Here is a 25799-nt window from a genome sequence, read left to right on the forward strand (position 1 = left end):
GCCGGTGCCGCCCGGTTGTGTGAAAGGTGATCAGCACGCAGTGACGTCGTCCAACGTTCCCGCTCTGCGCCGCGGCCTGGCGATACTCATCGCCCTCGCCCGCAGACCTGAGCCGGTATCCGCGATGTGCCTCGCGACGGCGACCGGCCTTCCCCGCTCAACCACCTACCACTCGCTCAACGAACTGCTGGGAGCCGGGTTCGTCATGCCCTGCACGGAGAATCGCTACGGATTGGGACCGGCGGCACTGGAGGTCGGTGTGCAGCACCTGCGGCACACCGGGCACAGCGTTCAGGTCCTCGTGACCTCCGGCAGCGACGGCGCCTATGACGTCCTGTGCGCAACGGCGGAGAAGAACCACCTGGCACGGAAGGACGCTGCTGACCTGCTCACCGCCGAACTCGGGCGGCACTGGCGGGCGAAAACGAACCCCGCTGGTGCCACCGTCCTCGACCTGGTCCGAGCGTGGCGACATGAACCTCGAAACAAGTGGCTGTGCGACGTCCTCGGCCACATTCCGAACGACGCGGAAGCGGAGCTGGTCGACGGCCACGCCTACGCGCTCGGCCAGCTGCTCGGCTACCTGCGCACGGGGGAGCTGCGGCTGGTGCGTGCCGAGCTGGCGGGCTCCGCCACCGGGCGGCGACCGAGCCCGTACGCGCTGCGCGGTGTGCGCCCAAGAGACTGCAAGGTGCACGTCGCCGCCGACAAGACCGCGTTCGTGCGGTTCGAGCCGGGTTCCAACCGTTACACGACGCAGCGGTTGTGGTCGGTGGAGCCTGAGCAACCACGTGCGTTGACGACTCCGTCGATGATTCCGCTGGCATGTGGGCCGATCAGCCCGATGACGACGCTTGAGCACATCTGGACGCAGACGGCTGTGGCCCGCTGGGTCGAAGGCTCTGCGGAGCTGGTGGTCCCAGTGACGCATCCGCCGGGCGCGATCCTGCAGCAGCAGCACGCGACACAGCTGATCGAGCTGCTACAGCCCGCTTCTGGGGTGCTGTGAGCACGGGAGGCGAGGCGGTGCAGCCGCCGGCACTGCCGGGGGTGGACACGTCGATCCCCAGCGCTGCCAGGGTCTACGACTACCTGCTCGGCGGAGGCCACAACTTCGCCGTCGACCGCCTATTGGCGGAAACGATCAAGAAAGTGCAGCCGGACGTGGCCGAGATCGCCAAGGAGAACCGGGCGTTCATGCGACGGGCGGTGCTGTTCATGATCGAGGCCGGGGTCCGGCAGTTCCTCGACCTGGGCTCGGGCATCCCGACCGTGGGCAACGTCCACGAGATCGCCCAGACCGCGGCTCCGGACGCACGAGTGGTCTACGTCGACTACGAGCCCGTCGCCGTCGCGCACAGCCGGCTGCTGCTGGCCGGCAACCCCCACGCCGACATCGTGGCCGCCGACGTCACCCGCATCGAGGATGTGCTCGACGCCGAGCCGACCCGCCGGCTGCTCGACTTCGACCAGCCGGTCGGACTGCTGGCCATCACCATCGGCCACTACATCGCCCCCGAAGCCAATCCTCAGGGCGTGTTCGCCCGCTACCGCGAGGCGCTGCCCGCGGGCAGCTTCCTCGCCCTGAGCCACCTCACGTCCGACTTCGACGTCGTCCGCGATGAGGAGATCGTCAGCGTGATGAAGACCAGCCGCGACCACGTGTACCCGCGGACCCGTGACGAAGTGCTGGCCCTGTTCGACGGCTACGAGCTGGTCGAGCCAGGCCTGGTCACCACCTCACGCTGGCGACCCGAGGGTGAACCGCGCAGCGCGCAGGGCACCAGGCCGGACATCGAGCAGGACGCCCTGTACGCCGGTGTCGGGCGGCAACGTCCATGACCGACACTCCACGACCGCTGCGAGGCGCCGAGCGCCACAGGATCGCTGCCCGGCTGGCCACGCGGTTCGCGCAGGACAACCGCTCCATCCGCGAGCTCGCCGCCGAGATCGGCCGCCGGCCGTGCACAGTGCGGAACCTGCTGATCGATGCCGGTGTCGAGGCCTACACCACCACCGCGTGCATCGGACCCTCACAGACCGCGGTCGCCGCCGAACTCGCCCGGCGCTACCAGACCGGCTTCGGCGTCGAGGTGCTGAGCGACGACACCGGCATCGACCCCCGGCGGGTACGGGCCCTGCTGCGGCAGGCAGGTCTGACCCTGCCCCGGCGCCGCACCAGCCCGGTCGACCGCACGCCCGACATCGTCCAGGCCTACAGCGACGGCGCCAGCGTGCGCCAGATCGCCGCCGACCTCGGCGTCAGCTATAGCGCCATCCGCAAGATCCTGCAGCGCGCGAACCGGCTTCGCGCACGGGGTGCACCTCGACGCGAACCTCGCCCCGCCAGCGAGCCGACGTCCATCGGCGCCGTGGCTCAGACGGGAACGGCATGAGGTGGTGCACGGCGGCGGTGGCGCAGGCCAGCGTCAGCAGGCCGGGACGAAGTGCTTGCCCTGTTCACCGGCTACGAGCTTGTCGAGCCAGGCCTGGTCACCATCTCAACCTGGCGGCCGAACGAAGACCCGATCAGCGAACACGACACCAGGCGAGACGGCCTGTACGCCGGTGTCGGACGGAACGGATAGCAGCCGTCGACCATCCCGCGCACCGCCGCCACCACCACCACCACCACCACATCGTTCGAGACAGTCGGAGACATCCCGTGACCAGCACCAACAACATGAGGCTCGCGACACGCACCTCGGTTTCCTGCCCGGCCGCGTCCGGCGCTCCGGAGCGTCACCATGACCACCCCTGAGCGCTCGCAGCTGGCCCGCGAACGGCTTTCGCGTGAACTACGCCGGTTGCGCACCGAGGCGAAGATGACCTGCACGGCCACCGCCCGTGCCACCGGGATGAGCCAGTCCAAGCTGTCGAAGATAGAGAACGGCATGCTGCTCCCGTCCGTCACCGACGTGGAGCGCCTCGCCGCGGAGCTCGCCGCGACGAGGGAGACGCGGGTCGAACTGGTCGAACTCGCCCAGTCGCTGCACGCGGAGGCGGAGACCCGCCGCGTCGTGCTGCACCGGGGTGCGCACCGCCACCAGCAGACGATCAGCCGGGTCGAGGCCCGCGCGGCGACGTCGAGGTTCTTCCAGCTGAACCTCGTGCCGTCGCTGCTGCAGTCCGAGGCCTACCTGCGCACCGTGCTGGCGACGATGCCGCCGTCCGAACAGGAGGCGGCCGTCGCGGCGCTGCGGGTGCGGCGGTCCCGGATGGACGACCTGGCGAAGCAGTTCGTGTTCGTGCTCACCGAGAGCGCGCTGCGCTGGCGGATGGGGTCGTCGGAGCTGATGGCGGAGCAGGTCGAGCACCTGGCCGCGATCCAGCGCCGGCCCAACGTCCGGCTCGGCGTCGTGCCCTGGTCGGCGGACACGAACGTGGTGGCGCTGCACGGTTTCCACATCTACGACGAGCGCGTCGTCACGGTCAGCGTGCTGACCGGCAACGCCACCATCACCGACCCGCTGGACGTGCGCGAGTACCTCGCGCTGTTCGGCCGGCTGGACCGGCTGGCCGTGCGCGGACAGGAACTGGAGGACCTGCTGCAGCGGATCTCCGGCGAACACCGCCAGCTCGACCTGACTCAGTGCGGCTGATCACGCCGAGCGGGTCCTGTGCCCGCGGGCGCATCGCGTGGCGGCATTTCCCCCGGCTGACACCACCACCTCCGCGTATCCCAACCGAAAGGCAGGTTTCGATGGCTGACCTCAAGAGGGGCGCCCGCATCACCGGCGCCAACCGCGACAAGATCGCCGCCGAGCTGAAGACGCAGTACGAGAAGGGAGCCAGCATCCGCGCCCTGGCCGAGTCGACCGGCCGGTCCTACGGCTTCGTGCACCGCATCCTCGGCGAGTCCGGTGTGGTGTTTCGCGACCGCGGCGGGCACAACCGGTGGGCCACGACGACTCCCTGAACAGGACCTCGTCGGCGACCAGGCCGAGGATGCGCACATGAGCGTGGCCGAGTTCCTCGCATCGCTGCGGTACAACCTCACGCCGGCGGCCGACGAGCTCGACGAGCTCCCGGTCTAGGACGAAGACCTGTACGAGCGAGGAAAGCAGCCCACTAACGGGTGATCGGGGACGAGGCGTAGGCGTGCGGCAGGGGACCGGTTGCCTACGCTTCTCGCATGCGTCCCTGGGACCACTTCCGCGTCGGCTTCGGCGCCAACTACGAGACCACCTGCAGCCAGTTCGGCGACGGCCTGCCATCCGCGGTCACCCAGCTCCGGCAGCACAACTCCGGATCCTGACGGGACAGGGGCGATGGCGACATCACGAGGCCAGAAGGGCCGCATCGGTACCTCGATGGGTGGGTCGATCGTGCGGATCCCGCGCACCGGCCCGTTGCAGCGCAACAACAAGTTGTGCCCGGTGTGCTGCTCGGTCGCCGGTCAGCCGTGCTGGCAGGTGCTGTCCAAGCCCGGGGCGGCCGTGCTGAAGCTGGGCAAGCCGATCCCGACGATGCACCGCGCCCGCTCGGGCAAGCTCAAGCCGGACACGGCCCAGCAGCCCCGGCAACACCGGACCCCCGCACGCAGGCGCACCCCGGAACCGGTGCCGATCGAGCGCCTGCATCCCGACCGGGCAGGGTTCGTGCCGAAGAACCAGCGCGACGACCCGCTGGCGACGGGGCGGAGCCGCAACAACTCCGATGCCCTTCCGCGCGCCACGAAGCCCTGACGATCACCGCGCCGAGGCGCGGCAGCGACCAGTCGACATGCTCGCCTCGGGCGTGCGCGCAGGCGTTGGTCGAGTTCAGCGGTCGCCGCCGCGGACCCGGCCGATCATCAGGGCTTAGTCCTCTGCGGTGTAGTCCGGGACGGGAACGCGGGGGCCGGTGACGAAGACCTGGCCGCCGGAATTCAGCTGCGCGGCCGGCCAGCGTTGCCCGGCCAGGACGGCGCGCAGCAGGTCGTTCATCTTGCCTACGTGGTAGTCGGCCAGCGCGGTGCCGACCTGGATGGTGGTCGCGCGGGCCACCGTCCAGGTCAGCACGGCAGACCCATCGGGGTGGACGGTCATGTGCGGGCCGCCGCGTTGGTAGCGGCGCCCACTGCCTGAGCCGTGCGGATCGAGGCTGAACCCGGCGCCGACGATCGCGCCCACCAGCTCGGGCAACCACGCGGGCCGTTCGGTGCCGCAGGGGAGATGGACCCGGCCGAGCTGCTCTGAGGTGCACATCGCGGTCGACGACACGATGTTCCGGTGCGTCCGGACCAGGCTGACCGCGCCGGTGCGGCAGTTGTGGGCGCCGGTGCCCGCCACCAGGTCGCTCGCGACGCCGTCGACGATCACGCTGCTGCTCGGTTCCGTGCCCGCGGCCGCTGTGCTGGACGCCCTGCGCGCGAGCACCGCCGTGGCCCGTTGGCCCGCCGGCCAGCGCACGCTGTCGGTTCTGCTCACCCACCCCGGCGGCCAGAACCTACACGTCATCTACCCGTGAAAGCACCGCCAGGAGCACGAGCGGACAACGGTGTCGACACCGAGCTCAACCACGTCGACCAGGACGACGCCGTCGACAGCGGCTGGTGGCCCTTCACCGACGCGGCCACCCCCTCGCCCCGCGAAATCGAGCCGGGCCGGTGCTCTCTCGCCCCGCCACCGGCAGCGACGACGGTCTCGCCCATCACTTAGGAGGTGGCCGGGCGAGACCGTCGGCGCGTGCGTGGCTACGCGGCCACGTCCCGCTGGCGCCACTCGTCTTCCAGGGCGCTGGCGGTGTGTTCGTCATGTGCGAGGCGGTAGTACTCGACCGCCCGGCGCAGATCCTGGTCGGCGACAGCGCGGTCGTCGGCGCGGCTCGCGTACGCGAGGTGCCGGTAGATGTCGGCGAGGTACCTGGGGCAACCGGCCTCCTGCTGCTCCATGATCTCCAGCGCGCGGCCGAGTACCTCGATGGCCTTCTGCCGCTGACCGGATACGACGTGCAGCGCGCCGGTCGAGGTGAGCACTCGCGCTTGCGCGATCCGGTTCCCGCCCTCGACGGCGTAGATGGCCGCCTCGTGCAGCAGGAGGCCAGCTTGGTCGTAGTCGCCCATGTCGGCCAGGACCTCGCCGCGGCGGCGCAGGCTCAGCGCCATCAGCCTGAGGTCGCCGCGATAGGAGTCGATGACCTGCGCTGCACGCAGTTGCCGTTCCGCTTCGGACAGGTCTCCTGTGGCGTGATGTACCCGGCCTCGACTGCGGCACACGGCTGCCAGCACCCTACTGCTGTCCGCGTCACGGCCGCGACGCTCCGCTTCACCGAGCGCCCTCAGCGCCGCGCCGAAGTCGCGCAGGTTCGTCTGCACCGACGCCATCATCAGCTGGAACCTGGCCACCCGCACGTGGTGCGCGCGCACCGCGGTGTCCTCCTCGTCCCGCTCGTCGACCAGCCCGAACCAGTAGTCCTGCAACGAGTCCAGCGCGCGCAGCGCTTCCTCGACCGCGTACACCTGGTTCCGGTGGTGACCGAGGTGGCCCGCGAGGCCGAAAACCGCTTCGGCCAGCTTGACCACGAGTTCGTGGCAGTGCAGACGGCTCAGGTCGATCAGCAGGTCGGTGTACCACTTGTGGTGAGCCTCGTACCAGCTCAGCGCGTCCGCCGGAGTGCAGAACATCGGCGTGATCGCGTCGTAATCGGGGGAGATCCTCCTCGCGTGTCGATCGCGAGCCTGCTCCGCGGGCAGGAGCCGCTCGTTGATGAACCAGGTGGCCGCGGCTTCGATCGCGTCGGGATCTGGGCGGTCCCTGGGCGTGGGGGCCGTGACGGCGTCGGCGAGTGTGTACGTGCCGTCCGAGCCGGCGTCGACGATGCCGTGCCTGGTCAGCTCGTCGAGCACGTGCGTCGTGGTCTCGTCGTCGGTGTCGAGCACGGCCTGGACCAGCTTCGCGCTGAACGCGGGAGGCGCGATCGGGAGACTCGCCAACGTGTGGGTGACGGTGCGGGCGAGGGGGGACACGGTGTCGGGCATGGTCGTCTCCTAGCTCGGTGAAGGTGCCCTGACTGGAGGAGCAGCTGAGGCTCGGCTTCCGGGGCGAGCAGCATCCGGATGCAGGAAGTTCGCCACTAGGAGGTCCGGCCGGCGGTGATGGCGGCCAGGACCTCCCGCAGCGCGGTGCTCATCGAGTCCGGCACCAGGCCGGTGACGGCGCCGGCGAACCGCTGGAAGTACGGCGCGCGCAATGCCAGTGCCGGGTGGCCGACGAAGAACCGGGCTTCGTCGCCGCTCGCGCGTGCGCGGTCGAGCAGCGCGTGGAACGCGACGATCTTGTCGGCCGTGGAGACATACAGCACGAGCATGTCGCTGGTGTCGATCTCGGGGTCGCCGGCGGTGAGCGTCGCGCGCTCGGCGCGCAGCGCGCGCACGATCCGCGGAACAGGGTGGCCGTAGTTCATGGCCAGGTGCGTGTCGAGGGCGATGGCGTCCGCGAAGATGGAGGAGGCGTGCAGCAGCGCGGCGATGGCGACCCCGACCGACAGGTCGACGAGGTGTTCGTCAAGGCATCGGGCGACGCGAACGGCGTACTCGAACGCCGGTAGCCCGTCGATCACGTGACCCTCGCACCACACGCGAGCCTGCTGCAAGGCGCTGACCAAGCGTGGATCACGCGGATCCGCGAACACAGACATGTCGTGTTTCTCCAGTTCAAAGCCAGGCGAACAGGGGAGGGCAGGCCAGAAGTAGCCGCTCGGCCGGGCGGGGCCGACCACCGTGCGCACGGGCGCTCGTCGGTGGGTCAGCGGCTTGGTGCTCGGCGGACTGGCTTTCTGCCGCACGGCGCGTGATCGAGCAGCGCCACGTCCGTCTTTTCCAGCAGCAGCGTCTGCACGGTCGACGCCCACTCGATAGACAGGCAGAAGTGCAGCGCCAAGACCCGCACCGTCGGGAGCATGACGCGACCTTGCTCCTCACAGGCAGCGAGCAGGGCATCCTCGACCTCGGCGCAGTAGCGAGCCTTGGCGACGGCGTCCATCACCATCACCTCCGCGGGCGTGAGCTTCCGAGGCGGTGCGGGCAGGCGCAGCTCAGGGCGTGACACCAGATCAAGCCGATCCAGCACGTCCATGGCGATCCTGTACTTCTTGATGTGGGGGAGCAGCTCGACGAACCCGGCGGCACGGAGCGTGCTCAGAGCCCCGGAGATCTTCACCAGCTCAAGGTCGAGCCTGGCGGCGATCTGTTTCGGGCTGGCTGGCGCGCCCCCATCCAGCAGCAGCCTCAACACGGCCACGCCCTCCTCCAGGTCGCACTGCGCGCTATCGGCCACGAGACGTTCTCCAGTTCAGGGTTGAGCGAAGGGTGCATATCGCGATCTGGTCCGCTGGCCGGACCCACGGTCACCACTCGACGTCGCCGCGCACGGGAAGCACCTCCCGCCTGAACTGCCACGTCGCCGCCCGGACCACCGAGCTGAGGCTCGATGCGCCGTGACGCGCAACGGCGGATGCAGAAGAGGTCACGGCGCCTCGCCGCCCTCACCCGAGCGGCACTGATCAGTGCGTCGGTGAAGGTCGAGGTGGTCGGTCGACACCACGATGTCCGGGCGTGCCGCGCACATCAGGGCTGCCAGCGCGTCAACCATGACGACGCTGAGCCGCTGCCCGTCTTCGCAGAAGACCGCCACGCGGACCTCGTCCTCGGGTCGCCGCGCGGTGTTGTGCAGCTGCAGCACGATCGCTGCGACCAGCACATCGAGCATTGCTTGCGCGAGGCTCTGATCGAGCACGTACCGCACGACGCGGTCGTCCAGACCGGACAGCGAGCGCAGCTCGTCGACGTCGGCCGGATCGGCCAAGGCCTGCACGTCGAAAGTCACGTTCGCCCTGGGCTGGAGCCGATGCCGCCGACCGAAGCTGGTCAACGCCACCCAGGCCGTCACGAAGTGGTCCCGGCGGGGAGACTCACGCCGTAGCGCTCGTGCAACGCCGCGGACATGAGCGTGGCCTGCTCCATTGTGAACGCCTTGAAGTGCGCGGCGATCGCGGACGGTTCCGGCAGGACCGCGCCGACCTGGTGCTGGCAGGCGCGCGCGAGCGCGTCGTAGACGTCGAGCGCGTAGCGCTGTAGCTGCTGCGCCCGGAGCCAGCCAGACAGCCGCGGCGGCAACCCGGTCGGCGGCGCCGGAGGCAGCACGAGCGTCTTCGGCCTGGTCACGATTGCTCACCACCTGTGTGCTCGGTGTCGTTGCCGGGTTGGGGATGTGCGGTCACGTAGAGGTGATCGAGCTGGTGGAGATGCCCGGTGTCGGCGAGGGCGGTCCGCATCCGCAGTGCGGTGTCCCGGTTGATTCCGAACCGACCGCACAGCCGCTCCAGCGACGGGAAGTCCAGGCCTTCGGGCTGATCGAGGATCGCGGCCGCGATCGACTGCAATACCTGCCGCTGGTACTCCCAGGCAGAGACCGTTGCGAGCGGGCCGCTGGAGGGCAGGATCAACTGACTCATGAGGCCGGCACCTCCGAAGCACGGGGCGTGCCGGTCACATAGAGGTGGCCGATCTTGTGCAGCAGGCCAGCATTCGCCCAGGTCGCCGTCAGCACCAGAGCCCACCGCCGCTCGGCCTGGTAGTGCTCCGCGAGCTCACGTGCCGGCGGAAGCGCGCGGCCGCGGCCCTGTGCGTCGATCGCGAACACCAGTGCGCCCTCGACCTGGGCCAGGTAGGCCAGCCACGGCCCGTCCAGTGTGCGCGGTGGGACCGGTGCCGGCGGGTCAGGCAGTTCGAGCCTCTCCGGCGCGACCAGTCGCTGGAACTGCTCGCCGTCGAGATTCGTGATGTGCCACAGCCCCAGCCCAGGACCGCATCGGTAGAGATGCAGCTGCCCATCCCCGTCGTTGACCAGGCCACCCAGTTGCCGACCGAACTCCGGCACGCGGCCGCCGTTGAGGGTCGCCCTCGCTCCTCGTCCGTCATTCCAGCCGCGGCGCAGGCACACCGGGCAGTCGGGCAAACGGGCGCTCATGCGCACACCCTGAGTTCGACGCCGAGCGCGGGCAATGCCGTATACGCCTTCCTGTTGAAGGCGATGGGTTCGTCCAGAACGTGCTGCATCGCGGCGTTGTTCTCTCGTCAGGTCTGCGCAGGCACGGATGGGATGGTGGTGACGTAGTTGTCGCCGTCCAGGCGTAGAACGCCTTTCACCTGCAGCCAGAGGCGCAGGTTCGTCGCCAGGGACCTTCGGATGCCGTAGCGCGAGGCAACGACGGGATTCCGAGGCCACCGAAGGCCAGGGCCTTGTTGTTGAATGGCTTTGAGCACCACCGCCTGCATCGCCTCGAAGTAGGCGTTCATCGCTGGGGCGTCGGGGGCAGGGACCGGTACCCACGGGCGCGGCGGGAGCCGCAGCTCCGCCGCTACGAGCTCGGGGTCCTGCACGTGGAACAAGCCCTTGCTGTTGCACCGGCGGGCGGCAAGCTCCGAGATCATGCGGCCTAGTTCGGTCGCCCGTTGACGACGGGCCTGGTCGGCCTTGCTCCACTCGTCCCAGCCGAGCCGGCCGCACAGCGCACACGTCATCGCCGGCGCTGGTTGGGATCCGGTCCGGCGCCTGTTGGCCATCACCTCAATACCTCTGGAGCTGACGACGTGCACCGGCGACGGCGGCCGGTGTTCCGATCTCGGACCTCGGCGTCGGTCTTGTCGCAGCCGCGCCGGATGCACCTCGCGACGACCTGGCTGCCCGACCTGTCCCAGACGAACAGGTGGCCAGAGTCGTCGGCGAAGCACACCGGGCAGTCCGGAGTCGAAGCGGACGCCGCTGACTCGTCGGGGCACGCCGCCATGTCGCAGACGGCGAATGCGAACCAGCTGCCGGCGTTGCCGTGCAAGCCCTCAGGGTCATGCAGTTGCCACACCTTGGCCGTCGAGCTGAACCGGTGCCACATGGGCAAGATCCATCCCAAGCCGCGGCGCACGACCGTCTTCTGGTCTCGACCAGACGGGACTGGAAGGAGCCGCGTGGTCTGCTCGTTGGGACTCTCCGTCGGCACGAGCGGTTCGAACACGCCTCGTCCCTGGGCCGGATCGCTCGGATGGTGCCCGGTGTTGTAGGCCACGGCGGTCATGAGGACTTCCCCAGCGCGATCTGCTCGCCCCACGCCGTGCTGCATTTCCCGCACGTCGGGCAGAAGCCGACAGCGAGAACCTCCGACACCGATGCAACCGACTCTCCGCACAACGTCTCGCTGGCTTCGCCAGCCGCCAGGTCACGCTCAATCGCGTGACGCTCGCCCGCGTGCGCATACCAGCGATAGAGCCGAGGAGCGCGCGTGCCGCTCTCGATGGTGTTCACCGCGTACCTCCGACGGGCAGCCAGGCGACGCGATCAAGTTCGGGACGCGCGGCGCGGCCTGCTACCGGCAACGCGTCGTTTGACGGGTGCCGGTTCGGGAGGATCGCCGTGAGCGTCTGCTGTGTCTGCGCCATCCAGCTCGGATCAGGGGCAAGTTGGATGGCGGACGACTTCTGCGGCGAGTCCATGTGCGGCTCCGGCTAGCGGTGGTGACAGCGGCCCCGGCCGGTGTCGGGGATCAAGTCGGGGCCGCTGCGATCTGGTGAGCGCAGCGATCCGGCTGGAGGGCCAGGGGGTGAACCTCCAGCCGAACCGCTGCCCTCGGGAGGGGTGACCGGGACGCGGCAGCGCCGCCCGCCAAGGGGGAGGAGGCGGGCGGTGCCGCATCCCGGTCTTGGCAGCTCCGCCTATCCCAAGGGGGAGGGACCCAGCGGACCTGCTATCTATAAAATAGACCTGCTCTCTATAACATAGACAGCAGGCTGATGTGGTCTTTTCGGGTGAGATGCGAGGATGATCGTCGCTACTGTCAGTGTCAGCGGGTCCCAACAGGAGGACAGCAGCGTGGAAGTGCGCTTCAGTCGTGAGACCGCGCGCCAGATCATCCGCTACCAGCTAATCCACTGCCGCGAGGTCGCGGGCGTTACACAGCAGGAGGCTGCGGATCACCTGGGGATCAAGCAACCCCACTACGCACAGTTCCTCTACCAGCCGACGCACAAGAACTACCAGGCGCCAAAGGAGAACCAGCTCGAAGAGCTGCTCATCTTCTTCGGCGCCCACGACCGCTTCCCGATCCTCAGGCAGGTGCTGGAGATCGCCCGCACCGGCGCGGCCGGGACGATGCACTCGGTCGGAGTCATCAGCGATCTGGACATGTACCTGGCCCTGGAGTTCTTCGCGGAAAGCATCACCAACTACGAGCCGAGGCTCATCCACACGCTGTTGCAGACTCCGCAGTACTCGCGAGCGCTCGCGGAGTTCAACAAGCTCGGAAACCCGGAGCTCGACGTGGTGGCCGAGGTCAACAAGCGCACCGGGCGCCAGGTGCCTCTCACGCGCCGGCCGACGCCGATGCGCTTCACCGCCTTCATCGAAGAGCGTGCTCTTCGCGGCATCGTGCACCCGGACCCGGTGATCAACGCAGAGATCATGACCGAGCAGCGCGAACACATCCGGCACGTCGTCCGGAACTACGACAACGTTGTTGGCCGCGTGCTGCTCGATGACTTCCATCTCCGAGCTTGCGGCAACAGGCAGCTCTCGCTGGTCACCTTCGCCGACAAGTGGCGGTTGGCCTACTCCGAGTCGGCGCTCAGCGCCCACTACTTCGACGCCAAAAACTCTGTCGTCGAAGCTGCGATCATGTTCAAGCGCCTCGATGAGCAGGCGCTACCAGAGGAGGCGTCGAGGCAGTTCCTGGAAACTGTCGCCGCGTGACACAAGTTGGGAGCACGATCCACATGATCAATAACTGGCGCACGAGCAGCTACACCGAGCCGAACGGCTCGTGCGTCCGCATCGGGTTCACCAAGGACGGAGCCGGCATCGGCGACACCAAGGACCCAGACGGCCCGATCATCCGGCCCGGCCTCCACGCGTTCCTCGACTTCGTCGAGAAGGTGAAGGACGGCAGGATCAGCGAGCCCGCGTGAGCTCGGCTCGAACGAAACGGTGCCCCGGCCATGCGAACTGGCCGGGGCACCGCCTGTTCGGAGGGAATCGAGCCCACCCGATGTGGGACCGTACCGCGCGAAAGCGCCTCCATCAGCGCGTACGCAGCGTCCGCTCTTGACGATTCAACGCGGCGGAGCTGACGGCCGGCCAGCGGTCCTGGTCACCACGGCTCATCGAACTCCCCGTCCTTCGCGCCCGCGACGAACGCGTGCCACTCGTCCATGGTGAACACCAGCGCTGGGTCGTTGGGCTTCGTCGACATGCGCATCGCCGCGTACATCTCGCCGTCGGTGTGCCTGACAAACGCCACTTCGACATGCTCCTCGCTCGGATCGCCGCCACCGGACTGCCACTGAGCGCCGGAGAGGTCGAGCATTCCGCGGACGTGAGCCTTGTCGTCGTTAGTGGCCGCACCATCGGTCATGAGCGCGAACCTACGGCAGCTCGCCAGGCTACGCGGGCCTGGGCCGCACCCTCGTGCGGGCGGGCCTGGCGGCCGCCAACACCGACGGCCCCCTCCCCCGAGCTACTGCGGGCCGTGCTGCGTCCCCGCGAGAGTGTCCACGCCGAACTCGACGCCGAACAGCACTTCCTGACCTTCTCGATGGACCCCGCCCCGGTCCGGCAGCTGTGGAGCCCCGTGCCGAGCACGCGCTCCCTCAGCACGCCGTCCACGGTCCCGCTGCTGCTCGGCACCGTCACGCCCGCCGCCGTGCTCGGAGCGCTCCGCGCCGCGACCGCCGTCGCGCGCTGGCCCGCCGGACACCGCATCCTGTCGGTGCTTCTCACCCGTCCGGGAGGCATGGTTCTGACCACTAACTACCCACAGACAGGACGTGAGTGACCGCACTCACATCGACTCAAAGCTGATGCTGTAAAGCGCTCTTTCGGGCCGAGATGGAAACACGATCAAGGTTGCGTTGTGCACAACAACCTCCCCGCAGCCCGGCGAACGCCGTTCGCTGGAGCGGGTCCTGTCGTAGTTGCTACAAGAGCAGACCTGAGGTCCGGTCAACCGGCGACCTGTCGCCCACGTGCCGGGCGCCACAGCAGCACGGCTGGAGCCAAACCCGCAGGTCCTCCGTGTCATGCGGCAACCGGACTGCTCGCCTCTAAAGTCAATCCCGAAATACATTCTGCGCTGCGGCTCGTAAATGCAATTGGTGTAGACATCTCGGCTGGAATTAACTTCGGTTAAGTAAGCCGAGACAACTGACCCTGTCTTGATGTCTGTCCAACAGTATGTGGACCGACATTGACTTGGCGCGACTACGTTACGACAAGAGTTCCGCCTAATCTTGCCAGGTTAGGCCCTACTATGGTTGACCTGCGCAAACTAATTCCGCTGTGTTCCACGGCACTCGCGAGATGCTACTAGTCTCTACTGCTCGCTACTGGTCGCCGCTGCTCGTACCAGCCTGTCGGCCGGTGCCCAGGTTCCATTCCTCCGTTGGGCCCCTCAAACCCCACTATCCGTAGGGGTGGTTTGGTGGCGGAGGTACCCCGGTATAGGCTCCCCGCACAGCGTTCGCTCCGCGTACACGCAATCGGTCTTCTGCTCCACCACGGCGTCACCCCCAGCCCGGTACCGGTTGGGGGCGACGGGGTCCCGCCGGGGCCCACCCCACCGGGGAATGGCAGGACGATCGGCCGTTGGACCGCGAAGACAACACTGAGGGTGCACCTGAATCGTGGTGGTCCCGAGAACGAGCTGCTCAGGCATGTGAGCACCTGGCTGTGGGTCTGGAGACCGCGTCCCTCATGGGACCGGTCCTGACCGGCGGAAGCCCGGTGATCTACATGACCACCGGGCTTCTCGGCCTCGGTCTCCACTTCGCCGCCGGCAAGCTGCGTAAGCGGTAGGTGACCCGTCGCGGCCGGGACGGTCGCCGCACCAGGTGCTGCAACACCTGGACCACGCGGCGGTCTCCCGGCCGTTCTACGTTCCGGACGCACTATGTACATGATGCACCCGTTGCGGAACGACCCGAAGGCTAGCCGATTCAACTCGGAGCGCCATATCCAGGACGACGCTGCGCACCACTTCCCGAACGTGGTCGAGGCAGCCTCGCCGTTCCCGCCACCGCAGTCTAAGCGCCTCTGACCAGCATGAACAGGGCTGATGAGTCGCGTTTGGCTGCAGTGCGATCAACCGCCGATCAGTGTTCGGATCAACGATCGGCGGTTGATCCGAACGTTGATCTCGTCACTGATCGCGCCGGCGGCGTCAAGTCACGACAGCCTCCTCGGCGCGCAGCCTGAGGGCCGCCTGCTGTCCGGGGACTGGCGCCTCGCGAGCTCCCGCTCGATCCCGTCACCACCTGTTCGGCCCGCGATCGGCACGCCGAGTTCGGTCATGATCGAGATCATGAGCATCCCGAGCGCGAGCTACGTGGGCGAGATCGAACGCGCTCTGCCGGATCGGTGAGCCGCCCGCAGTCCGCGTGCACGCTGTACTCGACCGCCAGCATCGCCCGAAGGTTTCATCCACGCCAGTGGTCGCGTATCGGCCCGGCAGGTCCCAAGGCGGTGGCCCGACCGCCGGTGCGCACGGTGTCGAGGCGATCGTGGACGAGTACCTGGAGGAGCTGAACCGGGTTCTCGACCCGGTCGGGGCTGTACATCGAGGACGTCGACGCGGAGCTCGACGACGTGTTCTTCCGCGTCGACCTGACGGCCATCGCCGCGCTGAACTCGTACCCGCCTCACCGTTCCAGTTGGTGTTCCAGTTGACGTTCCGCCTGGCCGGGCATGGTGGTGCCGCGGGTCGCAGGGACACAGAGGCGTTAGTGCAGAAGGAGATGCGGATGGACGTGCTGATGGCGCTGCTGAACTACCGCGACGGAGGCCTGGGCGCGAGCGGTTACGACTTCGAGCCGCTGTGTGCGGCGATGGAGGCGTTGCCCGAGGCTCCCGCGGTGATCGTGATCTGCGAGGGCAACCGGTGGCACTACGACGGCAGCGCCGGTCTGCTGGGGGCGTGTGCGGCGCTGGACGAGCGGCTCGGCCGGCCCTACGTCGGGCGTACCGGCTGGCATCCCAGCGGCCCCTACGGTCCGGCGATCCTCTGGGACCCCCAGGTGCTGAGCCTGCGGTCATGGACAGGTGACCCACACGAGACCAACGCCGTGCACGAGCGCAACACCGCGCGGTTCGTCCGGCGCGGCCGGCCGGACGTCGAGCTGGAGGTGCTGACGAGGCACTATGCGTTCGCGCACGCGCCGGACCGGCAGCGCTGCGCCGACGAGGACGCCGAGTGGGCCGACGGGCCGGTCCCTAGGCTGCTGGCCGGCGACCTGAACGAACAGGCCTCCGGTGCGTGGCTGCCCGCCCGCGACTTCAGCGCGGGGGCGCCAGGGAAGCGACGACACAAGGGCGTCCTGACCGCCACAGGCTGGACCGGGGCGTCCGGGGCGCTGGACACGCTGATCGGCATCGCGACCGAGCAGCACCTGCGGCGCCGCGACGGCGCCGGGTGGCGCGCGCTGTGTGAGGTCGCGGCCGCCGCCGGAGTCCCGGCCGAGCAGGCGTTCCGGCCAACCACCAACCACGCGCGGGACCCGCTGATCATCGACTGGATCCTCGCCAACCCGGCCGCGCTGGAGCTGCTCGATCCCACCGGCTACGGCGTCGTTCTCCCGCCGCCGGACCGCGCCTTCCCCGCAACGTGGCCGCTGGACCACCGCGCCGTGCGCGCCCTGCTCACGCTGTGACCGGCGTCGAGGTTCTGAGCTACGGCCGCAAGTACCGGCCCTGCCCGGCCGGCGTGGCTGCACCACGAGTTCGCACAGCTCACCGTCAACACCATCCACCTCGACCTCCGCAGCGGAGGTTGAAGCCCAGGTCGGTTCGGAAGCCGACATGCTGACCGCGTCCACCAGCTGTCCCCGGCCGCGCAGCCGGGGGCGCCGACCAGCGTCACGCGCACATCTTGGGCTGTCAGCGAGCCGACAGCAATAGTGCTGTACTCTGCTACAGCAGAGCCGCTGTACTCGTCTGAAGCAGCCAGAGGAGGAGCGACCCGTGTCCAGCAACGGCTCGGCCTCGACGCCCACGACCGCCTACCAGCTGTGCACCACGCTACTGGAGAAGCCGGCCTGCGCCGCCGCGGACATCTCCCAGGGCGACCTGTGCGCCAACAACTCCTGCCGCCGCAACGGCGTCACCGGCGGCGCCTGCAACGGCGACTCCGGAGGCCCGATCTACCTGCGGAAGTCCGGTCGCGACCTGCTCGTCGGCGTGGTCAGCCGCGGCGGCAGCGCGGAATGCGGCGCAAGCCCCGACGCGGCCACCAGAACGGCCTCCATCGCGCCGTGGATCACCGCGGTGCGCACGGGCCGGATCGACACCACCGTGCCGCTCACCGCAGCGCAGGGTGGCCCGATCCCGCACCACAGCATCACCTTCACCACCACCCCGCCGCTCACGCGCGCAGGCGTGGCGCTGGCCGGCTGAGATTCCGCCACACGGGTAGGTGAGCTGGTCACCGGGCGCGGCGACCGGCTCGAAACGGCTCGTCGCATCACTCGTCGCTCGACGGGTGATGTGACGAGCTCGTCTTTGCCGGATAGGGCCTGGGCCTGCGCCGGGACAGCAAGTCCAGCGCCTCATTGTCTCAGCGGGAGGTCGAGGTGCGGTCCTGCTGCGCGAGCCCACCACCCTCCTACCCCGCACAGTTCGTTGGATGCGCCGGCGGGAAGCGCGGGACGGTCGCGATCCCCGCGGGCCGCGCCTACGATGCGACCCCACCCGCACACCCACCTCGGGAGGGTCGATGTACGTCGTGCGCGACAACGCCTGCGGCGGGGTCGCCGTGTCCTGGGGGACCGACCGGGAACGCCTCGACCGGATCGCCGCCATCGACCCGGACCTGGAGGTGTGGCCGGACCTCACCGGCCCGGCCTGCTACTGGTGGGTGCAGCGTGAGGGCATGGCGTGGACGCACCCGTACGACCTGGACGCGCAGCACGCGGAGATCGTCTGACCCGCATGTCACCCTCGCATAAACCCTAGGGTTGATAGAATCTCAACCCTAGGGTTTACTTGTTGTGCCGGGAGGCGGCACAGCAGATCACGGAGGACGAGATGACCACCACCACGCAGCTGCTCGGCTGGGGCGGCTACACCCTGCGCGCCTCGGTCGAGGACACCGTGATCGACTTCGTCAACGAGTTCGCCGACGACTACGACCTCGACGGCCTGGCCCACGGCTTCCGCGCCGCGATCAACGAGCGCCTCGGCGGCACCGGCATCAGCCTGCGCGGCAACGAGTTCTCCTCGACCTACCCGGCCCGCGAGGACGCCGGCGAGCTGATCCAGGCCGCGATCGAGGACGTCGACCTGGGCGCCCTGGCCGCCGAGCACGACACCACCGCCCAGTGACCGCGCACGACCCGCTCGGCGCCCTGGGCGAGCCCCTGCCGACGCCGTCGCCGTGGGAGTCCCTCGCCCGGCACGCGCGGTGGCTCGCTGAGTACGCCGAGAAGGCCGCCGCGACCGACCCCATCGTCCTGGCGCCCATCGACGACCGCGACTTCCTTGCCGAGCTGGACGAACGCGCGCTCGCGATCCGCGGCATCGCCGCGGCGTGCCGGCGGCACACCTACCAGACCCTGCGCGAGCAAGGCGTTCCCGTCGCCGGCATCGCGCAGGCGTGGGGCGTGTCGGCCCAAGCCGTCTACAAGGTCCTCAGCGGCCCGAAGAAGTAGCCGGCGATTCGCTGTTCTGATGACGTCCTGCGTCGTGATCTTCCGTGAGGAGTAGTTCCGTGGTGTCCGCCGGTGTTCGCAAGGTCCCACGCCCGTACCAGGCGACCGCGGTCGCGGACACCGCCGCGCACCTGCGCCACGGCGGGCACGCCCAGGCGCACATGGCGTGCGGGGCGGGCAAGACCCTGGTCGCGTTGTGGGTCGGTGAGCGCACCACCCCCGGCGACGCTGTGATCGTGGTGCTGGTGCCCACGATCGCACTGGTGGCCCAGCTGCTCGCCGAGTGGAGAACCAACGCCACGCTCGCGTTCTCGGCGCTCGCGGTCTGCAGCGACGACACCGTTGTCGACGCGCCCGTGCACGTGCAGGACCTGCACGTCGACAGCACCACCGACCCCGAGAGGGTGGCAGCGTGGCTGGGCGCCACGCCCGGCCGCCGGTGCGTGTTCGGCACCTACGCCTCCGCGCACGTCGTGCACGCCGCGCTGACCGAACACCGGATGCGGGCCGACCTGTTGGTCTGCGACGAGGCGCACCACCTCACCGGAGCAGTCGAGGCCTCGACCCGGCGCGTGCTCGACCCCGGATTCCTGCCCGCGGCCCGGCGGCTGTTCGCGACCGCCACACCCCGGTTCGACATGCGGATCACCTCCACCGTGGACAAGATCGGCATGGACGACGAGGCCGTGTTCGGCCCGCGCACCGCCTACTACCCGTTCCACCAGGCCATCGCCGACGGGCACCTCAAGGACTACCGGGTCGCGGTGATCGGGGTGAGCGAGGCGGAGATGCGGACCCTGCTCACCGACAGCTCCACCCGCTACCTGGAGGGCTACGGCGCGGCCGAGCTGCGCACGCTGGCCACCCAGGTCGCGCTGGCCAAGGCCAAGACCATGTTCGGGTTCCGCCGGGTGATCAGCTTCCACCACCGCGTCGCCGAGGCCGCGGAGTTCGCGCGCACGCTGGAGGGCACCCTGCGGCGGTTGCCGGCCGAGCAGCGCCCGGGTGGGGAGCTGTACGCCGGGCACGTGCACGGCGAGCAGACCGTGACGCAGCGCAACCTCGTGCTCAAGCACCTGCACCACCCACCGGATGACGGCTGGACCGTGGTGTCCAACGCCCGCTGCCTGGGCGAGGGCGTGGACGTGCCCGCCGTCGACGCCATCGCGTTCGGCCACCCCAAAAGCTCCCCGGTCGACATCGTGCAGGCCGCCGGCCGCGCGTTGCGCCGTCACGACGACGGCACGGCGGCCCCGCAGGGCACGGCCACCATCGTGGTGCCCATCATCGTTCCCCACGACCAGGGCGAGGTCACCGAGCTCGACCCGCGCGAGTACAGCGTGCTGTGGAACGTCGTGCGTGCCCTGCGCGCCCACGACGACGAGCTGGGCATCGCGCTCGACCGCCACCGTGCCGGGCTGCTCGCGCCCGAGGACGAGCGCCGGCTACGGGACAAGATCACCGTGGTGCTGCCACCGGGAACCGCCGACCACGTTCTCACCCGGCTGTCGGTGCTTCTGGTGCGGCAGACCACCTCCCCGTGGTGGGAGAGCTACGGGGCGGCGGTGCGGTTCCACGCCGCGCACGGACACCTGATGCCGCCTCGGTCCTGGCGTGATCGGCACAGCTCGACCCCGCTGAGCCAGTGGCTCGGACAGCAACGCGTGGCCGAACGCCGCGGGGACCTGCGGCCCGACCGGCGCGCGCTGCTCGACCGGCTCGACATGGTGTGGGACCCAGGCCAGGAACAGTGGGCCGATCCGCTCGCGGCGGCCACGGCGTTCCGCGACGAGCACAACCATCTGCGCGTCCCCAAGGACTACATCACCCCCGCCGATCACCCGGTGCCCGGCTTCCCGCTCGGCCAGCGCCTGCAAGGGTGGATTCACCGTCACCGCTACGGCCTGCTCGGCGAGCACGCCAGCGCCGCGCTGGAGGCGCTGGGGATCGAGTGGAACGACCACATCACCGACCCGTTCGAACACGCCCTGGCCCACGCACACCGCTACCACGCCAAGTACGGGGACCTTCGGGTTCCCCAGGACTACGTCACCAGCGACGGCTTTCGTCTCGGAAGCTGGCTGAGCAGGCAGCGGGGCAAGCGCACGCGAGGGCAGCTGTCCTGCGAGCAGATCGCCGCGCTCGACGAGCTGGGCATCGTGTGGGAGCCGGAGCTGGAGCGCTGGCACCGCGGCCTGACCGCGGCCGGCCTGTACCGGGCCGAACACGGCCACCTGCGCGTCCCCAAGGACTACCTCACCCCCGCCGACCACCCGGTGCCCGGCTTCCCGCTGGGAGCGTGGCTGGGCAGCCGCCGCGTCGAGCACGGCAAAGGCACCCTGGAACCCGACCATGCCGCCGCCCTCGACGCCCTGGGCATGGTCTGGAACATCCGGGACGCGGCGTGGGAGGACAACTTCGCGGTCGCGGAACGCTTCTACCACGACCACGGCCATCTCGATGTTCCCCACCGGTACCGCGATCCGGTCACCGGCGCTCTGCTGGGGTCGTGGCTCTTGCACCAGCGGCAGCTCCGCAACGGTGTCAAGCCCGGAGGCCTCAGCCCCGACAAGATCGACCGGCTCGACAAGATCGGCATGGTCTGGGCCAACAAGAAACGCCGTGCGAGAAGAACGCCGTGATCCATGCCGGTGCGTCGTCCTCGTAGGCGGGGGACGTGATGGGTGCTGGTGAGAGGTGTCAGGTGGTTAGGTCACCCCCGCACCCCGCCCGTCGTGGAGCAGTACCGCGACCGCCGGACGCTGCTCGACCAGGAGGCGCCGCGGGGGCGGGCGGCACCCAGGCGCACCTCGAAGAACTCCTCGCGGGCCTGGCCGCGTCAGGACCACGGGCGGGTCGACGGCGGGGGCCGCGACGAGTGCCGGTCCACCAGCCCGGGACACTTCATGGAAACTAAGTTACCGGGCCGGTTGTGTAGCTCGGTCGTTAGCGGTAACTTAGTTTCCATGACGACCGACGCGCTCACGGTGACCATCCGGAACCTCGACGAGACCAACCCCACCGTCCTCTACCGTCACTACCAGGGCGAGCTGTACGTCCAGTCCTGTCACCTTGAGCTCGACCTCCGCGACGGCGAGCTGTCCGCCGACTACGACGGCGAGATCGGCAACGCGATCCCGATGTCGGTGCACCACGGGATCGTCCGCCGCTGGGGCATCCCCTGCGTCACCGCCAAGTCCGCGAACGAGCTCATGCGCGACATCGCGCCGCTCGCGCAGCGCGTCCTCGACGGGGCGACCATCGAGTGGGACGGCAACAACAACGTCGGCGTGCTCACCGACGACGCGGCCGACGCCGAAGAGGAGATCATCGGCCGCCTCCAGGGCGACCTCGATGGCCTGACGCTGATCGGGGAGATGGACGCGGCCGACTGGTGGGCTGAGGGCGACCTGCCGGAGGACCTCACGGCGGACACGACCGACAAGGAACTCGAAGCCATCGTCGAACGGGAAGAAGAGGACGCCACCGTAGCGGGCAACGACGGCTACACCGTGCTGGTGGACGCCGACGACTACCTCACCGCCCGGCGCGAGGAGATGCGCGACAAGGTTCGCGAGGAGCTCGAAGAAGTCGCCGAGCAGCACGGCGAGCTGGAGAACCGGCGCAACGACTTGATCCGCCGGCTCACGACGTTCGGCGACAGCAGCCGCTACATCGGCGAACTCGCCGGGCTTACCCACCCGGCCGTACTGAAGATCGCGAAGAAGAAGTCGGTTGAGCAGGCCGATTAGGGCCTCAGCACGGCAACGGCCCGGACCACCGCACGTACCCAGCGGGCGGCGCACAGAGCGACCGACCTCGGCATTATCTGCTACAGCGGCACTGCTGTACTGTATTACAGCAGTGCCGCTGTACTTGTCTGTAGCGGCCAGAGGGAGGAGCAGCTCGTGTCCAGCGACTGGCAGCCGGTTGCGAATGGCGTCCGCACCGATCACCCCATTCCGAACCTGCCCTTCATCGACGACAGCCACATCCCCATCGAAGACCCGGCGAAGATCGAGGCTCTGGGCCGGCACAGCGGCACCAACATGTGGGGCCGCTACGACACCGACCAGACCGGACACCAGTGGGCCGCGTACACCACGGACCCGCAGGACCACTGTTTCGCCTGGGTGGTGCGCTTTCACCCCGACCACGGCCGCTCCGTCACCGTCTACCGGAACGAGGACGGAGCGTCCGCGTATCAGGAGTGGTTCCGCGAGCGGGCGTTGCTGACCCGGCTGGGCGGGCACTGGTGGGACGGCACCACCTGGTACCGGCCCCGGCAGGTGATCAGCTACGCCAGCGAGGGCTACATGCGCCGGAAGGTGCGGCAAGCCACGACGATCACCGCCGAGGACCTGCTCGACAACAGCTGCAAGCCCGACCTGGGCGAGGTCGGCAAGATCCTGCACTTCGACCCCGACACCGGCCCGATCCCCATGCAGCAGTGGCGCCACGACCTCGCGGCCTGGTCGGTACGCCGGCGCGAGCGCCCCGACGCCCTGCCGCTGAACCGCTGCGTGGTGACGCTCAACGCCCCGGAGCTCGTCGACGCGGTCCTGCTCGGCGTCGACGAGTTCGCGGCCGAGGTCGGCATCGCCGCCTCCACCCTGCGCGCCTACCTCTCGCGCGACGAGGGCGACCTGCCCGCGCCCCAGTTCGTCGACGGCAACCGCCGACGCTGGTCGCTGCCAGTGGTGCGGGACTGGAACGAACAGCGCCGCCGGGACCCCTCCGCCGTCGCCTCGGTGCTCACCGGCGACGCCGAGAGCAGCCTGTCCCCCGGACTGCTGGGCCTGTGGAAGCGGCTGACGAACAACCTGTTCTCCCAGCTGTGGGACCAGCCCGCCATGCGCCGGCGGTGGTCACGGCCGCATCGCAACGAGGCCGCCGTACGCGACGTCGCGGAGCGTGGAGCCTGGACCGCGGCACTGCACCTGGACCAGGTCGTGCCGTTCGACGACGTGGCGTGGGCGATCGAGAGGGCCGTGCTGCACGACCTCGCCACCGGCAAGGACTTCGCGCTCAAAGTCGGCTACACGAGCTTCAACGTGCCGACCGAGCGGGTGCTGAGCTGGTTCGTCGAGTACAAGCCGTCCCGCGTGCCCGCCCTGTTCGGCCACATCGTGCGCGAGGCCGAGACCAAGCTCGGCATTCCCCCCAAGGCCACCAAGGAATCTCTGCGACGGGGCGTGGAGATCGGGAGCAACTCCGACGCGGACGAGAAGCGGCTACGCGAGTTCCTCGCCGTCGTGATCCCGCCCGACAAGTAGCAGCTCGACCAGAACGTGAGGAGAAGGCGAAGGCCGGCGTCGAGCACCGGGTCGAGCATGGCGGGCACGGCGGCTGTCGCCGGAGGAGCGCTCCCCGTGCTGGTACGCGTTCGCGGCGGACGGCAGTCGCCCGCACCGGGAGCTCTACCGGGTCGTGCCGCTGCGCGTGCACGGTGACAACCACCCCGAGTCTTAGCGGGCCGGCTGGCACGGCATGGTGTCTCGATCGGGTGATGCCCCCGGTCGACACCATGTCGCCATGACCTCTACGACCACGGCCGAGCTCAGCCCGCTGAGCGACTACCTGCCTGACCAGGCTCGTTCGCTCGAATTCCTGGTGGTAGTCCACGGTGATCGTCTCGCGGACTTCACCGTCGAGACCCACCTCGATCTGCTGCCCGGCGACGTCGCCGACGATCTTCGCGAGAAGCGCGAGGCAGCCCACGAGGTCGACTACACGGCGGTCGAGCGTGACCTGGAGACCGTCGTCCACACCCGGCTGCGCAGCGTCGGCGTCGACCTGGTCGACGGGCAGCCGGTCGGCCGGGTCCCCCTCTCCCGTGACGAGCTGCGCCCGGTGATCCTGCGGATCATCCAGAAGACCGACATCGGCACCCTGTTCGACCTGAACACGAGGCTGGTGTGAGCGGCCGGTTGCTGGGCGCGCTGGCCGCCCGTCACGACCTCGGCGAGGCCACCACCCTGCAGGAGGCGGTGCTCGCGCACCTCGGCCCGACCGCCGGCGCCCACGACGTCGAGGCGATCGTGAACGAGTACCTGGAGGCGTTGAACGAGCTGCTCGACCCGAGCGGGCTGTACATCGAGGACGACGAGGTCTTCGCGGACGGGTGGGTCGACGTCGAGGACGTGAACGCGGAGATCGACGACGCGTTCTTCCGTCTCGACCTGGCGGGCATCGCCGCGAGGCACCGGCGCTGACCGGCATGTCCGTGCCCGACCACCGCGAGGATCTGGCGCTGCGGCTGCGCGCGGCACTGACGTCGAGCGATGAACCCGCGCGGGTGGTTCGTCCTGCCCGTTTCGGCGCCGCCGTCGGTCAGCGTGGCGCGGCGGGCGGTCCGGCGGCGGCTGGGACCGGGCTTGATGACCAAGGACGCGGAGGGCCGTTGACCTACGCGGGGACCGGGTCATCCGATCGTGTCAGGCCGCCGGTGAGCAGGATGCGCGTCATGACGACACAGACGGAGGCCGGCGGACGCGCGGACTGGTTGACCATCGCGGGGGCCTGCGTGGTCGAGCTGGGTTCGGCGGTGGTGTCGGTGTACGTGATCGGCGCGCTGGACGAACGGATCGGACTGCACCCGCTGGTGTCGTGGGTGCCCTACGGCATCGCGCTCAGCCTGCACCTGGCCGCCGTACTCGATACGCGATTCGGCGCCCGCGCGTCCGATGTTCGGGCGCTGATGATGGCGCGGCACCGGCTGAAGGTCGTGACGGCCGCGCTGATGCTGCTGGGCGGGCTGGCCGCCCTCGACCGCGCCGGCGCGGACCTGACTGCAGTCTTCTACGTCGGCGCGGTGTGCGGACTCGGGCCTCTGCTGATGCTGCTCGTGTTTCTCGGGCGCCGTCAGGCCGTGACGACTTCGTCGGCGGGCAGCGCGGGGACGTCGTCGACCAGGACCAGCTGAGCCGCGGGCACCGTGAGCGGGCCCAGCGGACTTTCCGGGCGGGACAGGTTGCGCAGCGTGTACCGCGCGCCCCAGTAGCCCGGCCCTTCCGATGAACCGCAGTCAAGCGGGTAACCGGGCTCGACCTGGTCGACCTCGTAGACGTCCGGCACCGACGCCATCCCGCCGGACGGGCGCAGCACCCAGCCGGCCGGGGTCTCGAACGGCTCC

Annotated in this window: 37 protein-coding genes; 24 read left to right on the forward strand and 13 right to left on the reverse strand. The window is 69.2% G+C overall.

Features of this window, described 5'->3' with window-relative positions; genetic code table 11:
* Positions 1-4: 4 nt before the first annotated feature.
* The 8 genes from AB0A63_RS31490 to AB0A63_RS31525 all read left to right on the forward strand — a co-directional run bounded on the left by AB0A63_RS31490 (position 5) and on the right by AB0A63_RS31525 (position 4688).
* The gene (locus AB0A63_RS31490; protein ID WP_360397577.1) at positions 5-1009 is read left to right on the forward strand and encodes a helix-turn-helix domain-containing protein; all 1005 of its coding nucleotides are present in this window, start codon (positions 5-7) and stop codon (positions 1007-1009) included.
* On the forward strand, positions 1006-1842 hold the full coding sequence (locus AB0A63_RS31495) for an SAM-dependent methyltransferase (RefSeq protein WP_360397579.1): 837 nt from the start codon (positions 1006-1008) through the stop codon (positions 1840-1842). The genes AB0A63_RS31490 and AB0A63_RS31495 overlap by 4 nt, the downstream gene beginning before the upstream one ends.
* Positions 1839-2396, forward strand: coding sequence for a helix-turn-helix domain-containing protein (locus tag AB0A63_RS31500; RefSeq protein ID WP_360397581.1), 558 nt, complete (start codon positions 1839-1841; stop codon positions 2394-2396). Before AB0A63_RS31495 ends, AB0A63_RS31500 begins: the two co-directional genes overlap by 4 nt.
* A gap of 51 nt (positions 2397-2447) precedes the next feature.
* The gene (locus AB0A63_RS31505; protein WP_360397583.1) at positions 2448-2588 is read left to right on the forward strand and encodes an SAM-dependent methyltransferase; all 141 of its coding nucleotides are present in this window, start codon (positions 2448-2450) and stop codon (positions 2586-2588) included.
* Between the two features lie 159 nt (positions 2589-2747).
* Positions 2748-3602 (forward strand): helix-turn-helix transcriptional regulator, encoded by an 855-nt coding sequence (locus AB0A63_RS31510; protein ID WP_360397585.1) that lies wholly within the window; start codon positions 2748-2750, stop codon positions 3600-3602.
* Between the two features lie 101 nt (positions 3603-3703).
* Positions 3704-3919, forward strand: coding sequence for a helix-turn-helix domain-containing protein (locus AB0A63_RS31515; protein WP_360397587.1), 216 nt, complete (start codon positions 3704-3706; stop codon positions 3917-3919).
* A gap of 216 nt (positions 3920-4135) precedes the next feature.
* Positions 4136-4258: a hypothetical protein gene (locus AB0A63_RS31520; protein WP_360397589.1), complete on the forward strand. Its 123-nt coding sequence runs from the start codon at positions 4136-4138 to the stop codon at positions 4256-4258.
* Positions 4259-4271: 13 nt separating this feature from the next.
* Positions 4272-4688 (forward strand): hypothetical protein, encoded by a 417-nt coding sequence (locus AB0A63_RS31525; protein WP_360397591.1) that lies wholly within the window; start codon positions 4272-4274, stop codon positions 4686-4688.
* Between the two features lie 114 nt (positions 4689-4802).
* On the opposite strand, the gene AB0A63_RS31530 is transcribed toward AB0A63_RS31525, so the two are convergent.
* On the reverse strand, positions 4803-5189 hold the full coding sequence (locus AB0A63_RS31530; RefSeq protein WP_360397593.1) for a hypothetical protein: 387 nt from the start codon (positions 5187-5189) through the stop codon (positions 4803-4805).
* Between AB0A63_RS31530 and AB0A63_RS31535 the strand changes: the two genes are divergently transcribed.
* Positions 5182-5451, forward strand: a complete 270-nt coding sequence (locus AB0A63_RS31535; protein WP_360397595.1) for a hypothetical protein — start codon at positions 5182-5184, stop codon at positions 5449-5451. The genes AB0A63_RS31530 and AB0A63_RS31535 overlap by 8 nt on opposite strands.
* A 226-nt stretch (positions 5452-5677) precedes the next feature.
* Here AB0A63_RS31535 and AB0A63_RS31540 read toward each other — a convergent pair whose 3' ends face one another.
* From AB0A63_RS31540 to AB0A63_RS31585, 10 genes are all read right to left on the reverse strand, one after another.
* A complete protein-coding gene (locus AB0A63_RS31540; protein WP_360397597.1) occupies positions 5678-6961 on the reverse strand; it encodes a tetratricopeptide repeat protein in 1284 nt (427 codons plus the stop codon).
* Positions 6962-7056: 95 nt separating this feature from the next.
* Positions 7057-7710: a hypothetical protein gene (locus tag AB0A63_RS31545; RefSeq protein ID WP_360397599.1), complete on the reverse strand. Its 654-nt coding sequence runs from the start codon at positions 7708-7710 to the stop codon at positions 7057-7059.
* A gap of 17 nt (positions 7711-7727) precedes the next feature.
* Positions 7728-8258: a hypothetical protein gene (locus AB0A63_RS31550; protein WP_360397601.1), complete on the reverse strand. Its 531-nt coding sequence runs from the start codon at positions 8256-8258 to the stop codon at positions 7728-7730.
* A 189-nt stretch (positions 8259-8447) separates the two neighbouring features.
* Complete coding sequence (locus AB0A63_RS31555) at positions 8448-8870, reverse strand: RNase adapter RapZ (protein WP_360397603.1); 423 nt, start codon at positions 8868-8870, stop codon at positions 8448-8450.
* Positions 8867-9145 (reverse strand): hypothetical protein, encoded by a 279-nt coding sequence (locus tag AB0A63_RS31560; protein WP_360397605.1) that lies wholly within the window; start codon positions 9143-9145, stop codon positions 8867-8869. Before AB0A63_RS31560 ends, AB0A63_RS31555 begins: the two co-directional genes overlap by 4 nt.
* Complete coding sequence (locus AB0A63_RS31565) at positions 9142-9435, reverse strand: hypothetical protein (protein WP_360397607.1); 294 nt, start codon at positions 9433-9435, stop codon at positions 9142-9144. Before AB0A63_RS31565 ends, AB0A63_RS31560 begins: the two co-directional genes overlap by 4 nt.
* A complete protein-coding gene (locus tag AB0A63_RS31570) occupies positions 9432-9950 on the reverse strand; it encodes a hypothetical protein (RefSeq protein WP_360397609.1) in 519 nt (172 codons plus the stop codon). The genes AB0A63_RS31565 and AB0A63_RS31570 overlap by 4 nt, the downstream gene beginning before the upstream one ends.
* Positions 9951-10057: 107 nt before the next feature.
* Positions 10058-10549: a hypothetical protein gene (locus AB0A63_RS31575; RefSeq protein WP_360397611.1), complete on the reverse strand. Its 492-nt coding sequence runs from the start codon at positions 10547-10549 to the stop codon at positions 10058-10060.
* Positions 10546-11052 carry a hypothetical protein gene (locus AB0A63_RS31580; protein WP_360397613.1) on the reverse strand — a complete coding sequence of 169 codons (507 nt, stop codon included), beginning with the start codon at positions 11050-11052 and terminating at the stop codon, positions 10546-10548. Before AB0A63_RS31580 ends, AB0A63_RS31575 begins: the two co-directional genes overlap by 4 nt.
* A complete protein-coding gene (locus AB0A63_RS31585; RefSeq protein WP_360397615.1) occupies positions 11049-11279 on the reverse strand; it encodes a zinc finger protein in 231 nt (76 codons plus the stop codon). Before AB0A63_RS31585 ends, AB0A63_RS31580 begins: the two co-directional genes overlap by 4 nt.
* 513 nt (positions 11280-11792) lie before the next feature.
* On the opposite strand from AB0A63_RS31585, the gene AB0A63_RS31590 reads away from it, so the two are divergent.
* Complete coding sequence (locus AB0A63_RS31590; protein ID WP_360397617.1) at positions 11793-12719, forward strand: DUF5753 domain-containing protein; 927 nt, start codon at positions 11793-11795, stop codon at positions 12717-12719.
* A gap of 23 nt (positions 12720-12742) precedes the next feature.
* Entirely contained in the window at positions 12743-12934 is a 192-nt protein-coding gene (locus AB0A63_RS31595) for a DUF397 domain-containing protein (RefSeq protein ID WP_360397619.1), read from the forward strand.
* A gap of 182 nt (positions 12935-13116) precedes the next feature.
* Here AB0A63_RS31595 and AB0A63_RS31600 read toward each other — a convergent pair whose 3' ends face one another.
* The gene (locus tag AB0A63_RS31600; RefSeq protein ID WP_360397621.1) at positions 13117-13380 is read right to left on the reverse strand and encodes a DUF397 domain-containing protein; all 264 of its coding nucleotides are present in this window, start codon (positions 13378-13380) and stop codon (positions 13117-13119) included.
* Positions 13381-13494: 114 nt separating this feature from the next.
* On the opposite strand from AB0A63_RS31600, the gene AB0A63_RS31605 reads away from it, so the two are divergent.
* The 13 genes from AB0A63_RS31605 to AB0A63_RS31665 all read left to right on the forward strand — a co-directional run bounded on the left by AB0A63_RS31605 (position 13495) and on the right by AB0A63_RS31665 (position 25589).
* Positions 13495-13800, forward strand: a complete 306-nt coding sequence (locus AB0A63_RS31605; RefSeq protein WP_360397623.1) for a hypothetical protein — start codon at positions 13495-13497, stop codon at positions 13798-13800.
* Between the two features lie 1341 nt (positions 13801-15141).
* Positions 15142-15384, forward strand: coding sequence for a hypothetical protein (locus AB0A63_RS31610; protein WP_360397625.1), 243 nt, complete (start codon positions 15142-15144; stop codon positions 15382-15384).
* A gap of 379 nt (positions 15385-15763) precedes the next feature.
* On the forward strand, positions 15764-16669 hold the full coding sequence (locus AB0A63_RS31615; RefSeq protein WP_360397627.1) for a hypothetical protein: 906 nt from the start codon (positions 15764-15766) through the stop codon (positions 16667-16669).
* A gap of 310 nt (positions 16670-16979) precedes the next feature.
* Positions 16980-17411 carry a trypsin-like serine protease gene (locus AB0A63_RS31620; protein WP_360397629.1) on the forward strand — a complete coding sequence of 144 codons (432 nt, stop codon included), beginning with the start codon at positions 16980-16982 and terminating at the stop codon, positions 17409-17411.
* Positions 17412-17730: 319 nt separating this feature from the next.
* Entirely contained in the window at positions 17731-17940 is a 210-nt protein-coding gene (locus AB0A63_RS31625; RefSeq protein ID WP_360397631.1) for a hypothetical protein, read from the forward strand.
* A 101-nt stretch (positions 17941-18041) separates the two neighbouring features.
* A complete protein-coding gene (locus AB0A63_RS31630; RefSeq protein ID WP_360397633.1) occupies positions 18042-18338 on the forward strand; it encodes a hypothetical protein in 297 nt (98 codons plus the stop codon).
* The gene (locus AB0A63_RS31635) at positions 18335-18664 is read left to right on the forward strand and encodes a hypothetical protein (protein ID WP_360397635.1); all 330 of its coding nucleotides are present in this window, start codon (positions 18335-18337) and stop codon (positions 18662-18664) included. Before AB0A63_RS31630 ends, AB0A63_RS31635 begins: the two co-directional genes overlap by 4 nt.
* Positions 18665-18726: 62 nt before the next feature.
* Complete coding sequence (locus AB0A63_RS31640; RefSeq protein ID WP_360397637.1) at positions 18727-21306, forward strand: Helicase associated domain protein; 2580 nt, start codon at positions 18727-18729, stop codon at positions 21304-21306.
* 324 nt (positions 21307-21630) lie between these two features.
* Positions 21631-22416 carry a hypothetical protein gene (locus AB0A63_RS31645; protein ID WP_360397639.1) on the forward strand — a complete coding sequence of 262 codons (786 nt, stop codon included), beginning with the start codon at positions 21631-21633 and terminating at the stop codon, positions 22414-22416.
* A gap of 156 nt (positions 22417-22572) precedes the next feature.
* Positions 22573-23940 carry a hypothetical protein gene (locus AB0A63_RS31650; RefSeq protein ID WP_360397641.1) on the forward strand — a complete coding sequence of 456 codons (1368 nt, stop codon included), beginning with the start codon at positions 22573-22575 and terminating at the stop codon, positions 23938-23940.
* A gap of 259 nt (positions 23941-24199) precedes the next feature.
* Positions 24200-24586, forward strand: coding sequence for a hypothetical protein (locus AB0A63_RS31655; protein WP_360397643.1), 387 nt, complete (start codon positions 24200-24202; stop codon positions 24584-24586).
* The gene (locus AB0A63_RS31660) at positions 24583-24879 is read left to right on the forward strand and encodes a hypothetical protein (protein ID WP_360397645.1); all 297 of its coding nucleotides are present in this window, start codon (positions 24583-24585) and stop codon (positions 24877-24879) included. Before AB0A63_RS31655 ends, AB0A63_RS31660 begins: the two co-directional genes overlap by 4 nt.
* Before the next feature lie 5 nt (positions 24880-24884).
* Positions 24885-25589, forward strand: a complete 705-nt coding sequence (locus AB0A63_RS31665; protein WP_360397647.1) for a hypothetical protein — start codon at positions 24885-24887, stop codon at positions 25587-25589.
* On the opposite strand, the gene AB0A63_RS31670 is transcribed toward AB0A63_RS31665, so the two are convergent.
* Positions 25529-25771 carry a hypothetical protein gene (locus AB0A63_RS31670; protein ID WP_360397649.1) on the reverse strand — a complete coding sequence of 81 codons (243 nt, stop codon included), beginning with the start codon at positions 25769-25771 and terminating at the stop codon, positions 25529-25531. The two genes, AB0A63_RS31665 and AB0A63_RS31670, sit on opposite strands and share 61 nt — an antisense overlap.
* Positions 25772-25799 lie beyond the last annotated feature (28 nt).

Source organism: Lentzea sp. NPDC042327, from assembly GCF_040647275.1.
GTDB lineage: Bacteria > Actinomycetota > Actinomycetes > Mycobacteriales > Pseudonocardiaceae > Lentzea.

What these genes read in the sequence shown, in the direction of transcription:
- AB0A63_RS31590 (WP_360397617.1), top strand. Translation starts at nt 11,793, where the DNA reads ATGATCGTCGCTACTGTCAGTGTCAGCGGGTCCCAACAGGAGGACAGC.
- AB0A63_RS31600 (WP_360397621.1), bottom strand. Translation starts at nt 13,380, where the DNA reads ATGACCGATGGTGCGGCCACTAACGACGACAAGGCTCACGTCCGCGGA.
- AB0A63_RS31645 (WP_360397639.1), top strand. Translation starts at nt 21,631, where the DNA reads ATGACGACCGACGCGCTCACGGTGACCATCCGGAACCTCGACGAGACC.
- AB0A63_RS31630 (WP_360397633.1), top strand. Translation starts at nt 18,042, where the DNA reads ATGACCACCACCACGCAGCTGCTCGGCTGGGGCGGCTACACCCTGCGC.
- AB0A63_RS31540 (WP_360397597.1), bottom strand. Translation starts at nt 6,961, where the DNA reads ATGCCCGACACCGTGTCCCCCCTCGCCCGCACCGTCACCCACACGTTG.
- AB0A63_RS31570 (WP_360397609.1), bottom strand. Translation starts at nt 9,950, where the DNA reads ATGAGCGCCCGTTTGCCCGACTGCCCGGTGTGCCTGCGCCGCGGCTGG.
- AB0A63_RS31525 (WP_360397591.1), top strand. Translation starts at nt 4,272, where the DNA reads ATGGCGACATCACGAGGCCAGAAGGGCCGCATCGGTACCTCGATGGGT.
- AB0A63_RS31615 (WP_360397627.1), top strand. Translation starts at nt 15,764, where the DNA reads ATGGACGTGCTGATGGCGCTGCTGAACTACCGCGACGGAGGCCTGGGC.
- AB0A63_RS31515 (WP_360397587.1), top strand. Translation starts at nt 3,704, where the DNA reads ATGGCTGACCTCAAGAGGGGCGCCCGCATCACCGGCGCCAACCGCGAC.
- AB0A63_RS31580 (WP_360397613.1), bottom strand. Translation starts at nt 11,052, where the DNA reads ATGACCGCCGTGGCCTACAACACCGGGCACCATCCGAGCGATCCGGCC.
- AB0A63_RS31520 (WP_360397589.1), top strand. Translation starts at nt 4,136, where the DNA reads ATGCGTCCCTGGGACCACTTCCGCGTCGGCTTCGGCGCCAACTACGAG.
- AB0A63_RS31655 (WP_360397643.1), top strand. Translation starts at nt 24,200, where the DNA reads ATGACCTCTACGACCACGGCCGAGCTCAGCCCGCTGAGCGACTACCTG.
- AB0A63_RS31625 (WP_360397631.1), top strand. Translation starts at nt 17,731, where the DNA reads ATGTACGTCGTGCGCGACAACGCCTGCGGCGGGGTCGCCGTGTCCTGG.
- AB0A63_RS31665 (WP_360397647.1), top strand. Translation starts at nt 24,885, where the DNA reads ATGTCCGTGCCCGACCACCGCGAGGATCTGGCGCTGCGGCTGCGCGCG.
- AB0A63_RS31565 (WP_360397607.1), bottom strand. Translation starts at nt 9,435, where the DNA reads ATGAGTCAGTTGATCCTGCCCTCCAGCGGCCCGCTCGCAACGGTCTCT.
- AB0A63_RS31510 (WP_360397585.1), top strand. Translation starts at nt 2,748, where the DNA reads ATGACCACCCCTGAGCGCTCGCAGCTGGCCCGCGAACGGCTTTCGCGT.
- AB0A63_RS31595 (WP_360397619.1), top strand. Translation starts at nt 12,743, where the DNA reads ATGATCAATAACTGGCGCACGAGCAGCTACACCGAGCCGAACGGCTCG.
- AB0A63_RS31500 (WP_360397581.1), top strand. Translation starts at nt 1,839, where the DNA reads ATGACCGACACTCCACGACCGCTGCGAGGCGCCGAGCGCCACAGGATC.
- AB0A63_RS31530 (WP_360397593.1), bottom strand. Translation starts at nt 5,189, where the DNA reads ATGTGCACCTCAGAGCAGCTCGGCCGGGTCCATCTCCCCTGCGGCACC.